Annotated in this window: 14 protein-coding genes; 3 read left to right on the top strand and 11 right to left on the bottom strand. The window is 53.9% G+C overall.

Annotation, left to right across the window (positions count from 1 at the left end):
- Window positions 1–423: 423 nt before the first annotated feature.
- Complete coding sequence (locus tag N1689_RS06130) at window positions 424–1,320, top strand: LysR family transcriptional regulator (protein ID WP_161736805.1); 897 nt, start codon at window positions 424–426, stop codon at window positions 1,318–1,320.
- A gap of 5 nt (window positions 1,321–1,325) precedes the next feature.
- Here N1689_RS06130 and N1689_RS06125 read toward each other — a convergent pair whose 3' ends face one another.
- The 7 genes from N1689_RS06125 to sapA form a co-directional block, all read right to left on the bottom strand.
- On the bottom strand, window positions 1,326–2,435 hold the full coding sequence (locus N1689_RS06125; protein WP_222925424.1) for an oxidoreductase: 1,110 nt from the start codon (window positions 2,433–2,435) through the stop codon (window positions 1,326–1,328).
- Window positions 2,436–2,652: 217 nt separating this feature from the next.
- Window positions 2,653–3,441 carry an enoyl-ACP reductase FabI gene (gene fabI / locus N1689_RS06120; protein WP_090960651.1) on the bottom strand — a complete coding sequence of 263 codons (789 nt, stop codon included), beginning with the start codon at window positions 3,439–3,441 and terminating at the stop codon, window positions 2,653–2,655.
- Window positions 3,442–3,582: 141 nt separating this feature from the next.
- Window positions 3,583–4,386, bottom strand: coding sequence for a putrescine export ABC transporter ATP-binding protein SapF (sapF, locus tag N1689_RS06115; RefSeq protein WP_161736802.1), 804 nt, complete (start codon window positions 4,384–4,386; stop codon window positions 3,583–3,585).
- A gap of 1 nt (window position 4,387) precedes the next feature.
- Window positions 4,388–5,383 carry a putrescine export ABC transporter ATP-binding protein SapD gene (sapD, locus tag N1689_RS06110; RefSeq protein WP_161736801.1) on the bottom strand — a complete coding sequence of 332 codons (996 nt, stop codon included), beginning with the start codon at window positions 5,381–5,383 and terminating at the stop codon, window positions 4,388–4,390.
- Window positions 5,384–6,274, bottom strand: a complete 891-nt coding sequence (sapC, locus tag N1689_RS06105; protein WP_013357991.1) for a putrescine export ABC transporter permease SapC — start codon at window positions 6,272–6,274, stop codon at window positions 5,384–5,386. It lies immediately after the preceding gene.
- Window positions 6,261–7,226, bottom strand: a complete 966-nt coding sequence (sapB, locus tag N1689_RS06100; RefSeq protein ID WP_161736800.1) for a putrescine export ABC transporter permease SapB — start codon at window positions 7,224–7,226, stop codon at window positions 6,261–6,263. Before sapB ends, sapC begins: the two co-directional genes overlap by 14 nt.
- Entirely contained in the window at window positions 7,227–8,849 is a 1,623-nt protein-coding gene (gene sapA, locus N1689_RS06095) for an ABC transporter substrate-binding protein SapA (protein ID WP_161736799.1), read from the bottom strand.
- Window positions 8,850–9,019: 170 nt separating this feature from the next.
- Here sapA and N1689_RS06090 point away from each other — a divergent pair, with 170 nt between their 5' ends.
- Window positions 9,020–9,223, top strand: a complete 204-nt coding sequence (locus N1689_RS06090; RefSeq protein WP_260058279.1) for a hypothetical protein — start codon at window positions 9,020–9,022, stop codon at window positions 9,221–9,223.
- Here N1689_RS06090 and N1689_RS06085 read toward each other — a convergent pair.
- The 3 genes from N1689_RS06085 to N1689_RS06075 are packed head-to-tail and all read right to left on the bottom strand — an operon-like array spanning window position 9,184 to window position 10,507.
- On the bottom strand, window positions 9,184–9,624 hold the full coding sequence (locus N1689_RS06085; protein WP_260058277.1) for a hypothetical protein: 441 nt from the start codon (window positions 9,622–9,624) through the stop codon (window positions 9,184–9,186). The two genes, N1689_RS06090 and N1689_RS06085, sit on opposite strands and share 40 nt — an antisense overlap.
- Entirely contained in the window at window positions 9,602–10,018 is a 417-nt protein-coding gene (locus N1689_RS06080) for a polymorphic toxin type 44 domain-containing protein (RefSeq protein WP_222925426.1), read from the bottom strand. The genes N1689_RS06085 and N1689_RS06080 overlap by 23 nt, the downstream gene beginning before the upstream one ends.
- Before the next feature lie 3 nt (window positions 10,019–10,021).
- The gene (locus N1689_RS06075; protein WP_122458382.1) at window positions 10,022–10,507 is read right to left on the bottom strand and encodes an Hcp family type VI secretion system effector; all 486 of its coding nucleotides are present in this window, start codon (window positions 10,505–10,507) and stop codon (window positions 10,022–10,024) included.
- Window positions 10,508–10,929: 422 nt separating this feature from the next.
- Here N1689_RS06075 and N1689_RS06070 point away from each other — a divergent pair, with 422 nt between their 5' ends.
- Entirely contained in the window at window positions 10,930–12,165 is a 1,236-nt protein-coding gene (locus N1689_RS06070; RefSeq protein WP_405038494.1) for an MFS transporter, read from the top strand.
- Between the two features lie 93 nt (window positions 12,166–12,258).
- On the opposite strand, the gene pspF is transcribed toward N1689_RS06070, so the two are convergent.
- Window positions 12,259–13,260 carry a phage shock protein operon transcriptional activator gene (gene pspF / locus N1689_RS06065; RefSeq protein ID WP_260058272.1) on the bottom strand — a complete coding sequence of 334 codons (1,002 nt, stop codon included), beginning with the start codon at window positions 13,258–13,260 and terminating at the stop codon, window positions 12,259–12,261.
- Window positions 13,261–13,269 lie beyond the last annotated feature (9 nt).

The following is a 13,269-nucleotide window of genomic DNA, read 5'->3' as shown; positions in this document are numbered from 1 at the left end:
TGAGCCTGGTCGACTTCATCCACAAATATTCTTAACCTCATCGAATTTTAACTAATCAGACACAAATCAATCACTGCAGAGAAATTCTTTGTATCCACAGATGCGCCAATTGTGAGAGCGGCTAAACAGAATTGAATCATATCTTCTTGTTTTCAAATTAATTTATTCTGATGTCATGAGCGCTACGGGAAAGTGTAGACGGAAGTTCTGCTTTACAACAGGCTCAGGCAGAACAGGATATGAGCTTTACTGACTCACTGTCTGACGGGTCGGGTCTCTGCCAGTTTGAAGCATGACTGCATTAGGCATAATATAAACGTAATAATGGCAGTAAGAGGGTAGTTAAATTTTAATCCATCGCTTAGTGCATAAAAGTATGCCCCTCTAAAATATTAATCTGTAAGTTACTGATGGTAAAAGAACATCGACATTAAACAACTTATTTACCTGTGTAACCTGGAGCGGGAACGTCATTTCGGACGAGCCGCGGAAGCCAGTTTTGTCACACAACCCACACTCTCCATGCGCCTGAAAAATCTTGAGCGCGAACTGGGCCTGCCGCTGATTAACCGCAGCAATAACTTTGCCGGTTTTACGCCAGAGGGCGATCGGGTACTGGCGTGGGCGCGGGAAATTGTTTCGGTCTATCAGGGACTGAAGCTGGAAGTGGAATCGCTGAAACATGGGGTGAACGGTACGCTGCGGGTTGGCGTAGTGCCGCAGTGCAGCGTGGCATTGCCGCTTCTGCTGAAAGCCGTGCAGGCGCGCTATCCTCAACTCGACTATCGCATTGCGGTGCTCAGTGCTGACCAGCTGCTGGAAGCGTTAAACAGCCACACCGTGGATGTCGGTATTGGCTTTTTCGAAATGGCGACGCTACGGGAGCTTCATTTCCAGACCGAGATGCTGGCCGATCGGGGCGTTGAAGCCATATTCCATCCCGACCATTTCCCGGCGCTGGTGGCAGAAACTCCGCTTACGCTGGACGAGCTGGCACAGCAGCCGCTCTGCCTGGCGGAGCCGACGCGCTATTTCCGGCGTTATCTTGATATGGCTTTTCGCGAAGCGACGCTGGTGCCACGGGTTATCGTGGAGAGCGCCTCTGTCATGCAGCTGATGCAGTGTGCACAGGTCGGTCTGGGGCTTCTGGTGTCGCCGGTCGGTCATCTGCTGCCCGCTTCATTACAGGGATTACAGCAGCGCGCCATTACGCTGCCGCCGATGGCGCGCCAGGCGGCGCTGGTCATCGCCGAACCTGGCCGAGCCACACCGCTGGCTCAGCACTTTTTTGACGAAGCACGTGGTCTGTTGCCGGTTTAGCCCGGCTACTGCGCTTCGCCCAGGGCGTAAAACAGGCGACTGTTCCAGTTTCCTATCGCGACAAGCTGAATCAGCGCGAACAGTGCCTCAGGCTCCCAGCCCGCCTCCATCAGCGGTTGCAGGTGAGCCGCGCTGAATCGCTCAGGAGAGCGGGTCAGCTGCGCTGCCAGCGCAATAATCTGCTGCTCTTCACCTTGAGATACCCCGTCCACACCGTCAATTAAAACCTCATTCCCGGCCAGCAGCCGGAACGCCCAGCGACTGCCCAGAATACGGGCGGCGGTCGCCTCTGCCAGGGTGTTTTCCTGCGAGAGATGCTGACGCAGCTGCGCCCAGCCATAGAGCGTCGACGGGTCGTGAACCAGCAGCCATACCGCATCCTGCATGCCGGGCAAAGACTGACAGCGGGTAACGGCAGCGAGCTGCTCGGCACTGGCATACCGCAGCTCCAGCGGCTTCAGCACGGGCTGCCAGTGGGCAGGCTGGTCAAAACCGGTGGCGTCGGCGTCGGATGGGGCAGTGGTGCCCGGTAACCAGCGTACCGGCTGGGCCTGCAGCGCCTGTAATCCGGCGACGACGCGGGCCTGATAACTGACAAAGCCGATCACCTGATTCAGCGTCACAATATCGGGTTCGGTCAGGCCTACGGCATCCAGAGCGGTGATCGCACTGGCGTTAATCAGCTCAGGCTGCATCGCCAGCAGGCGCGCATACTGCGTAATCTGGGTCAGGCGGTTATTACTCTCGCGCGAAGAGTCAGGGCCGGGCAGCGGATTCAGGCGGGCAGAGTAGTGATTACACAACCGCTGTACACCTGCGACCTGCGCCACGGTCAGCGCGGTGCTGAGGCGGTCGTAGAGCGTTAAGGTGTGCGTCAGCGAGGTAACAACGCGATCGGGAAACAGCAGCTGTGCCAGATCGCGTGCTGCCAGCAGGGCTGGCTGATTCGTGCGCAGCAATGACTGCACCACGGCGTTATCGGCATAGCAGCCCAGGAGGAAACGATCGTCGATATGGGCGGCCTCTGGCACCAGCGGTGCGGCCTGAGCGGTACGTGGACTGGTCTGGCTCTCGTAAAACCAGTGGTTATGGCCCGGATAGCGGCGTTGTTCCATGATCAATCCTTTTACAAATTCAGGTTCGGCATGCAGGCGGCACAATCTGAAAATGTGCATTAACCGAAGGGCAGGCTTATCGTCGCTGATGGGCCGTCCGGGGCAAAAGAATGATCGGTGATAATTAATAGCGTTACGGTATAACGGCAGCGAAATCAGGCGGGAAGGGCAAGGCGGGCGTATTGAGAAGGGCGAGCCAGGCTCGCCCTTGCAGAACTTATTTCAGTTCCAGTTCGTTCATTGCGGCGATGCTGAAGCCGCCATCAACGTGTACCACTTCACCGGTGATGCCGCCAGCCAGATCAGAGCAGAGGAATGCTGCTGAATTGCCGACATCTTCGATGGTAACGGTACGGCGAATCGGGGTAACCGCTTCGCAATGTGCCAGCATCTTACGGAAATCTTTGATGCCTGATGCGGCCAGGGTACGGATTGGACCGGCAGAAACGGCGTTAACACGCACGCCTTCAGGGCCCATCGCGTTTGCCATGTAACGCACGTTAGCTTCCAGCGACGCTTTCGCCAGACCCATGACGTTATAGTTCGGGATCGCGCGTTCAGCACCCAGGTAAGAGAGGGTCAGCAGCGCAGAATTTGGATTCAGCATCTCGCGGCACTCTTTGGCCATCGCGACGAAGCTGTAAGCACTGATGTCATGCGCGATTTTAAAGCCTTCGCGTGTAACGGCATTCACGTAATCGCCAACCAGCTGATCGCCTGGGGCGAAACCGATAGAGTGAACGAAACCGTCAAATTTCGGCCAGGTTTTTGCCAGTTCAGTGAACAGCGATTTGATGCTCTCATCTTCGGCTACGTCACATGGCAGCACGATGTCTGAACCCAAATCTTTAGCAAACTCTTCCACACGACCTTTTAACTTGTCGTTCTGGTAGGTGAAAGCCAGTTCTGCGCCCTGTTTGTGCATCGCCTGTGCAATACCGTAGGCGATGGAAAGTTTACTGGCAACGCCAGTAATCAGAATGCGCTTACCGGAAAGAAAACCCATAGCTGTAATCCTTATGGTCATTGTAGTTGGCGGCCGCATGGTTAAAAAGTAAGCGACCGACGTTAATCGACGTGCGGATTCTAGCACGTCTCTCATAAATCAGGTAAATCGGCCCGCAATTTCCGCGATATGCAGCAAAAATCAGCGCTCGCGCCGCCAGGCTTCGGCACTCAGTGCTTCGCCAAAATGGCTGCTGATCAGGCGTCGGGTCAGATCGTGCAGCGGGGAGGCGAGCACATCAGCCGTGCCGCCGCGCTCGACCACTTCGCCCTGATGCATCACCAGCACCTTATCGCTGATGTGCTTCATCATGCCCAGATGCTGAGTGACATAAATGTAGGCGATTCCGTGTTTCTCCTGCAGTTCCAGCATCAGATTCACCAGTTGGGAACGCATGGTCATATCCAGTGAGGCCAGCGCTTCATCGGCCACAATCACTTTGGGTTGCAGGATCAACGCGCGCGCCAGGCCCAGACGCTGTTTCTGACCGGGTGCCAGCATGTGCGGATAATATCCGGCATGATCGCGCAGTAATCCCACCTGACGCAGAGTAGCGATAATGCGTTTTTCGCGCTCTTCCGCAGTGAGTTCGGTATTGAGTCGCAGCGGGAACTCCAGGATCTGGCTGATGCGCTGACGTGGATTGAGTGAGGTTGAGGGATCCTGAAAAATCATGCGGATGCGCTGGCTGCGATAGCCGTAATCGCCAAAGGTAAGCGGATGGTCGTCAATCAGAATCTCACCTTCAGTGGGGGCGATCATGCCGCTGAGCATCTTCGCCAGCGTGGACTTGCCGGAACCGTTTTCACCGATAATCGCCAGCGTCTGCTTTTCGCGCAGGGTAAAGCTGACCGACTTCACCGCTTCAACGTGCTGGCGGCGGAACAGGCCGGTGCGATAGCGAAAGGTTTTACTCAGGTTGCGCACTTCCAGCAGGGTCTCCATGCTACTGGCCCTCCATATTCAGCGGGAAATGACAGGCGAAGAGATGTGTCTTACTGCCGGTGAGGCGCGGCGTTTCAACACATTTGCGTTGCGCGTAGGGGCAGCGCGGCCCCAGACGGCAGCCAATCGGCAGGCTTTCCAGCGAGGGGATGGCGCCTGACAGCGTATTGAGACGGCTTTTATGCGGCAGCGCGCGGCCAAAGTCGGGCATCGCCCGAATCAGCGCCTGCGTATAAGGATGATGCGGCGTACTCATTAAATCTTCGCTCTGAGCGGTTTCCACCGTCTGACCGCAGTACATCACGTTAATGCGGTCCGCCCACTGACTCATGCTGCGCAGGTCGTGGCTGATCAGCAGAATAGTGGTGTTGTTATTCTGGTTCAGACGGCTTAGCAGGCGGAATATCTGCGCCTGCGTCGTGGGTTCCATAGCATTGGTCGGTTCATCGGCAATCAGCAGACGCGGCTGGTTAGCCAGCGCAATGGCGATCATCACTTTCTGGCATTCGCCTTCGGTCAGCTCGTAGGGGAAGCTGCGCATGATGTCTTTATGATCTTTGATGCCGACGCGATGCAGCAGTTCGATAGCGCGGGTTTTGCGCCAGAACCAGAAGCGTTTAAGCCATGGACCTTTATACGTCCAGCGTGGGATCACCTGCATCAGCTGACGGCCAATGCTCTCAGAGGGATCGAGACAGGATTGCGGCTCCTGAAAAATCATTGAAACGTTATGTCCGATAATGCGACGGCGCTCGCGCGGGGAGAGGCGCAGCAGGTCCACATCATCAAATACCATGCGATCGGCGGTCACGCGCCAGTTATCGTTGGTCACGCCGCAGATAGCTTTGGCGACCAGACTTTTACCGGAGCCGGACTCACCAACCAGACCCCGTATTTCACCTTCGCCCAGCGTCAGATTAACACGGTCGACCGCTTTGACCGGCCCGTCAGCGGTCATAAATTCAATGGTCAGATTACGGATATCAAGTAATGGCATTTATTCCACTCCCGCTTCGACGGCGCGACGGATGCCGTCACCGAGCAGGTTAACAATTAATACGCTGACCATCAGCGCCACACCGGGCAACATCACGGTCCAGGGCGCAACGTAGATCAGCTCCAGCGAATCGCCCAGCATCGCACCCCATTCCGGCGAAGGCAATTGCGCGCCGAGGTCAAGAAAGCCGAGTGCGGCAATATCCAGAATCGCCATCGACAGCGCGCGGGTAATTTCGGTAATCAGCAACGGTAAAATGTTTGGCAATATAGCGTAGCGCAGAATATTACGGCCACGCGCACCGTCCAGGCGTGCGGCAACCACATACTCTTTTTCCAGCTCATCATGCACGGCACTGTAAATCTCGCGCACCAGGCGTGGCATCAGCGCCAGCCAGACCGCCAGCAGGGCATGCTCAAGACGCGGCCCGAGAAACGCCACTACGATAATCGCCAGCAACAGCGACGGAAGAGAGAGCAGGGTGTCCAGCACGTGGTTCATCACCGCCGAGCGAATGCCGTGCGTCATGCCCGCCAGCACGCCCAGCACCAGCGCGCCCAGCGTAGCGAATAGCGTCACAAGAATCGCCGAACCCACCGTCGGGCCAGCACCACTCAGCAGGCGACTCAGTACGTCACGGCCCAGATCGTCGGTGCCGAGGAAAAACGAGACATCGCCGTAGCGCGACCATGACGGCGGCAGCAACTGATATCCCAGGAACTGCTGGTCGATACCATAAGGTGCCATGAACCCGCCAAACAGGCAGAGCAGCAGCAATGCGCCAAAGCCATACAGGCCGACCATCGAAATCGGGTTGCCATAGAAATGATGCCAGCTCTGACGAAACGCGCTGGGCAGGCGTTTTTCGGCGTAAATATTATCGGAGGGCATACCATTCCTTATGTTTCAGCGGATTCATTGCCGCACCAATCACGTCAGAAATCACATTCACCAGAATCACCAGCCCGCCAATCACCATCACACCCGCTGAGATCGCCGCATAATCCTGCTGACGAATCGCGTTGATCAGCCAGCGGCCCAGACCAGGCCAGTTAAAGACCATTTCGGTGATCATCGCCAGCGTCAGCATGGTGGAGAATTGCAGGCCCAGACGCGGGATGACGGGCGGTAACGCGTTGTGCAACACATGGCGGCGGATCACCGTAAAGCGCGAAAGACCGCGCGTGGCCGCTGCTTTGACATAATTTTTATCCATCACATCGCTGGTGCTGTTGCGCAGCAGCCGGATCACTTCTGTGGTCGGCGCCATCGCCAGCACCAGCACCGGCAGAATCAGGTGGGACAGGGCGCTGATAATCATCTCATGCCGCCAGGGCGAAGGACTCAGCCAGGCATCAATCAGCGCAAAGCCGGAGATATTCTGCACCGGATAGAGCAGGTCGTGACGTCCCGATACCGGCAGCCAGCCCAGGGTCAGCGAGAAGAACAGCGTCAGCAGCAGTGCCAGCCAGAAAATGGGTGCAGAGAAGCCGATCAGGGCCACCGCACTGATAGTTTTATCCTGCCATTTATTGCGCATCACACCGGCGCAAATCCCCAGCGGGATACCGACCAGCAGCGCAAACAGAAACGCCAGGATACAGAGCTCCATGGTGGCCGGGAAAACCTCACGCAGCTGCAGCCCAATCTCCTGACCGTTGGTGCTGGAGACGCCGAAATCAAACTGCAGCATCCCTTTAAACCAGAACCACCAGGCATCGGAGAGCGCAGCGCCTTCCAGCGGGGCGTTAGGGGTAAAGTAGCTCAGGCTGAAGCTGACCAGCGACAGCAGGAACAGGGTAATGAGCAGCAGCAGCAGGCGGCGCAAAATATAGATAATCACTTACTTACCCTCATCAGCTTCACGATAAACTCCGGCAAACGAGGCGTTGCCAAACGGACTCAGTACCAGCCCTTTGATATCATGACGAAATGCCTGCAGTCGCAGAGAGGAGGCCAGCGGCAGCACCGGTAACTCCTGCGCAAGAATCTGCTGCGCTTTGTCATAACTGTCGATGCGGCCAGAGAGTTGTTGTGATAACAGAGCATTCTGGAGCGTTTCGTCAAAAGCCGGAGAGCACCAGTGCGCGTAATTGGTCTGCGAGCGAATCGCCGCACAGCTGAGTAGCGGGCGGAAGAAGCTGTCCGGATCGTTACTGTCGGTTGCCCAGCCTGACAGCGTCAGATCATGATTCATTGCCATCAGCTGCGCCTCCTGAAAACGTCCCTCTACCGGCACAATTGTCAGCCGGACGCCAACCTGCGCCAGATCCGCCTGTAACAGTTCGGCGGTTTTCAGCGGGCTGGGATTCCACGACTGCGAGGCGGCAGGCACAACCAGCCTCAGATGAAGATCGCTGATGCCGAGTGCAGCCAGCGCGGCGCGGGACTTCCCGGGATCATAGCCGGTAATGCGTGCATCATTGTCATAAGCCCATGATGCGCGCGGTAATATCGAAGCGGCCGTTTCGGCAGTGCCGTAATAGATCGACTCCATTAACCGCTCATTGTTGATGGCCAGCGCCAGCGCATGCCGCACTTCAGGGCGGTCGAGCGGCGGTTTACGGGTATTAAAAGCCAGATAGGCGATGTTCATACCGGGACGCAGCGTCATCCGCAGGCGCGGGTCATCGCGCAGTATGCTGAGCTGGCTTGCAGCGGGATAGGCAAGTACATCGCATTCACCGGTTAACAGTTTGGAGAGGCGCCCGGTTCCGCCGGAGCCAAGATCGATCACCGCCTGTTGCAGACGCGGCACCCCACGCCAGTAGTGAGGATTGCGCGCCAGACGGATGTACTGACCGGTGCGATATTCACTGAGCTGATAAGGACCGGTGCCCACTGGCTGACGATCCATCTCTTCCTGACGGCCCTTAGCGGTGAGCTGGTCGGCATACTCTTTCGACAATACCGGCGCATAGTGGGTCGCCATATGCCACAGGAACGAGGCATCCGGGCTGTTAAGCCTGAACTCAACCGTTCTGTTGTCGATCTTCTTCACGCTCTGTACGGAATCGGCAAATTGCAGACTATCAAAGTAGGGGTAGTTACCGCCATTGACGTTATGCCAGGGGTGATGACGGTCAAACATCCTTGCAAAGCTGAAGACCACATCGTCGGCGTTCAGCGGCCGGGTCGGGCGAAACTGATTAGTCTGCTGAAACTGGACGCCACTGCGCAGATGAAAACGATACGTCGCGCCGTTATCGCGTACTTCCCAGCTCGACGCCAGATCGGGCTTGAGACGATAGGTGTAGGGATCGACATCCAGTAAGCGGTCATACAACTGTGCTGCCAGCGTATCGACAGTCAGCCCGCTGCTGGCCATCTGCGGATTAAAGGTGTTCAGCGTCCCGCTGACGCAATAGACAAAGCCGGTCTGACGTATATCACCGGCAGGCGCTGACCACGCAGGGGCACTTAACGCGCTGAGGCCAAGCAACAGCGAACATAGTAGTTTTAACATAGAACTCAACGATTTTGAGGCATTAACCGAAGTGTATCGCAAAGCGGGCATAGTCCCAAAACCTGCAGCCACTGGCAGCCTGATTTTCGTCATCGCAACGCATAATGCGCACACAGAAGGTGTGGTAATGAGAAAAATTCTCAATAACTGCTTTACAGATGATAATAAGAATGATTATTATTCACCTGCACTTCGACGGTGGCTCTGCCGAAGAAGAGCACGACATTGCTCACATTGCTTCCAGTATTGTTGCCCGCCTGTTGGCGGGCTTTTTTTTGGCTTTTGTAGAGTGGCATGCCTGTCTGGACGGGGAAGAGATTGCAAGCAAAGGAGATCAAAGTGGTGAGGCGGTGAGGAAGACCGGGACGGAATAGGGCTCCTCGTTGATGCGAATACCAGGCAAATTGTGGAAAGCGAAAATCTCGCCGTTAATCGTCAAATATATCGCCTTATCACGAACGCGAGGAAAGACGTCATCATCTGAGGTGATCAGGAAAGGCTTTAGGTCGTCGTTCAGACTTTCTTTAAAAGATTCATCGCTTCGGGATGCATCATAAAGATAAAAACGGTATGAGAAGGCAGTTGTGGCACCCGCACTGGCTTCGGTGATGTAAAGGTTAATCCGGCTGCTGACGTTAACTTTCCTGATGATTGACTGTTCAAGCGGTGATAACTGCGAAAGCCGCCAGCCTGCAAAGACAATAGTCATCAGCATCAGCATCAGCATCAGCATCAGAACCAGCGTGCGCTTTTTAAAAACCGGAACGTTTTGCATAATCTATCCCAGCTCTTATCCAGTATTGATCGTCAGGGTCATCTCCAAAAGGCGCTGCGCCATACCAGACATCAAATTCCTCTCTGCGGGTTCCGGCCCGGTTTTGCGCCCAACCGGCTGCGCGAAGAAGAACAGCGTCTTTTATTCCAGCGGCATGCCCCACAGCACCATAATGAAAATTACCAAAATGTTCATATTGGCTCCCCTGTTGAAATTTATAATCCCATGGGCCATGTCCTTTAACCTGGTTATAAAACCAGACATATGTCAGGGCTGAGGGTCCCCTGTGAAAACGTGCAACCATCATATTGTTTATCAACAAAACTCCAGCTGGAGTAAATGAAAGAATATCATAAGGAGGAGATGGAGATGCCGCTAAGGCAGGATATCTCATGATTTATGCCTTTTCATTCCAGCTATCTGAAAAAATGATGTTACCATCACAATGCTTCCAGGTTATTTTCTCGTAAGCAAACTCAACGCATTCAAGATGATTATGTTTTTCTTTTTCAGGGTCTTTAGTGTCATGCATAATGGGCGAGATACCGACAATTCTGACATTTTCAAGTAATATGTTGAAGTATTCTTCTTCCTGACCTGCGTAGTTGATATTGTACCATCTGAACTCGGCTGACCTTAATGTTTGTCCAGTTGCCACTGCTTTATAAAGGTAGGGAGAAGATGAATCGAATTCTTTTTGAACGATGATGGGTGCATGTTTTCTTGTCCCTGTGGGCTTGCCTGTCATAGAATCAGTCGGCAGTCTTAAGTTATGAGAAAAACCCGTAACTTCAATGCTTCCCTCTCGGTCTTTAACATCTACTGAACCATTGATGCTCGCACCACTATCATCTTTCAACCAAAGATATGCTGGAATAGCCATATTAAAAATCCTTTAATGGGTTAAGTTATATTCCTTTTGGAGGAGAGTTAATGCTGGCTTCGCATAAACCTCAAGTGCATATTAAAAAAATCGAAGGCATAATGATAAAGATCAATATTTAATAATTTCATATGTAATGGCTGGGATCTTTCCACACCATGGTTATGTAGTGCGAAATGGATTATTCAATTAATTGCTGTAAATCTGATTAAAAGCCACTTCAACTATTAACGGGTATTGGTATCATTAGTTTAGTTAAGATTCAAACCAGAATAGTAAATCATGTAATCCCTTGAATTATAGATTGTGTTTATATCCGCATGCATTCGATGTATCTGACGCTGGAAAGTGTAATATCGCGCTTAACTTTTACAAAAACGCAGGTACTATAAGCTCATCTTCTGGTCACCTACTTCCTGGCAATGAATAAATTCCAAAAAAACGCTCAGGCTTTTCAGCATTCATCCTTTCGTTACCTCTTTTTCGGACGTCTCTTCACCGTACTGGGCAATGGAATTGCTCCCATTGCGCTGGCTTTTGCGGTACTGGATATTGGTGGTTCTGCCTCTGACTTAGGGATAGTTGTTGCGTCCCGCTCACTGTTCAACGTGCTATTTCTGCTGGTAGGGGGTGTCATTGCCGATCGCTACTCACGCAGCCATGTATTAGTTGTATCGGCGCTGGTTGCCGCTGTTTCTCAGGCTATCGTCGCCTGGTCTGTACTCCATGGTTCAGCAACCGTCATTAGCCTGACTTTGCTGGGTGCCCTGAATGGTGCGGCAGCAGGCATCGCTCTGCCAGCTTCGTCTGCGCTGGTTCCGCAGGTGGTTCCTGCAACGGATTTGCGTCAGGCTAATGCTTTAATTCAGCTGGGGATTTATGGCGGTACGGTAATGGGGGCATCGCTGGGGGGAATTATCACCAGCGCTGTCGGGCCGGGATGGGGACTGGCAATTGATGCGCTGGGTTTTGCCGTTTCCGCGCCGCTCTATTTCCTGATCCGTGTGAAATCGAATAAAGCCGCGACTTCGCAAGGCAATATCCTGCGTGATATCAAAGAAGGCTGGGCAGAGTTCGCCGGACGAAGCTGGATTTGGTCGATAGTCCTTCAGTTTGCCATTATCAACGTCGCGTTCAATGGCATCGTCGTGGTACTGGGCCCAATGATTGCCGATGCCTCTTTCGGACGGGCGCGATGGGGGATTATTGTGGCCGCCCATAGCGCGGGTTTAATTGCAGGTTCATTTCTGGCTATGAGATGGCATCCACGTCGTGATCTCTTTATTGGCGCGATGCTGGCAGGTCTTTACGCACTCCCAATACTTATGCTGAGCCAGAATGCGTCAGCAGCACTGCTGATAGCAGGGTTCTTTATTGCTGGCATGTCATTGGGCCTGTTCGGCGTAACCTGGGCGCACGCATTACAGACTCATATTCCACCGGATAAGCTGGCTCGCGTGTACGCTTATGATGCGATGGGTTCCTTTATCGCCATTCCCTTTGGACAACTGGTCGCGGGTCCGCTGGCAACACACTTTGGTATGAGTGCTGTATTGCTGATGTCAGCGCTGGCCGTGGTGATGGCTACCGCTGGCGTCGGTCTGGTTCCTGCCATCAGGCAACCTGAAAAAATGGGGACTAAGTCGCACAACACATAATGGATAGATGGCTCAACGTGAAAAACAGCCCGGTTTATACCGGGTTGTTAATTCACAAGGACGAGAAAAAATCATAGGTTGGAGTGGCGTAAATTAACTCTCTGCTTTTATATCGTGCTTCTTCATCATTGCACGCAACTGATGATAGGTGACGCCTAATAATCCGGCAGCGCGGCGCTGGTTATAACGAGCCTGGTGCAGGCTGGCATCGACCAGATCCCGCTCCTGCTGATTCTGCCATTGACGCAGATCCAGCGGCAGAGCAGGCAGGCCGCCACGCTGCGTCTCCTGACTGAATCGCGGGAGCACAACCGGTTCAGAGCGTGAAGCGAACGGGTTGATAATGACATTATCCAGCGGCAACTCGCTGCTGTTGTGACGATAAACCGAACGCTCGACCACATTTTTTAGCTCGCGAACATTGCCGGGCCAGTGGTAATCAAGCAGGGCCTGCTGCGCTTTAGCGGTAAATCCGGGAAACAGCAACAGGCCAAGCTCGCGGCACATCTGGATGGCAAAATGGTCGGCCATCACCAGAATATCGCTGCGACGTTCGCGCAGAGGCGGCAACTGAACCACATCAAAGGCAAGACGATCCAGCAGATCGGCGCGGAATTTCCCTGCCGCCGCCAGGGCAGGCAAATCTTCGTTGGTGGCGCAGACCAGCCGTACGTTAACCTGCAGGGCATGATTGCCGCCTACGCGCTCCAGCTGCCCGTACTCAATTACTCTGAGCAGTTTTTCCTGCACCAGCATTGGTGCGGTTGCCAGCTCATCCAGAAACAGCGTGCCGCCGTCAGCACGTTCAAAACGTCCCAGATGGCGCTTCTGTGCCCCGGTAAAGGCACCGGCTTCATGACCAAACAGCTCAGAGTCGAGCAGATTCTCATTCAGCGCGGCGCAGTTCAGTGAGATAAAGGGTCCCTGCCAACGGTCAGAAAGATAGTGCAGTCGGCTGGCGATAAGCTCTTTACCCGTGCCGCGCTCGCCAATCACCATCACCGGTTTCTCAAGGGGAGCCAGTTTTGAAACCTGCTCCAGTACCTCCAGAAAATTATTAGACTCACCCAGCAGATTATCATTAGTGCCTGTCATGATGAATTT

It is taken from the genome of Pantoea sp. XY16 (genome assembly GCF_025153065.1).
Taxonomy (GTDB): Bacteria; Pseudomonadota; Gammaproteobacteria; order Enterobacterales; family Enterobacteriaceae; genus Pantoea; species Pantoea alfalfae.
Note: the sequence above shows the minus strand (reverse complement) of the source record. Positions and strands in the feature narration are given on the sequence as shown.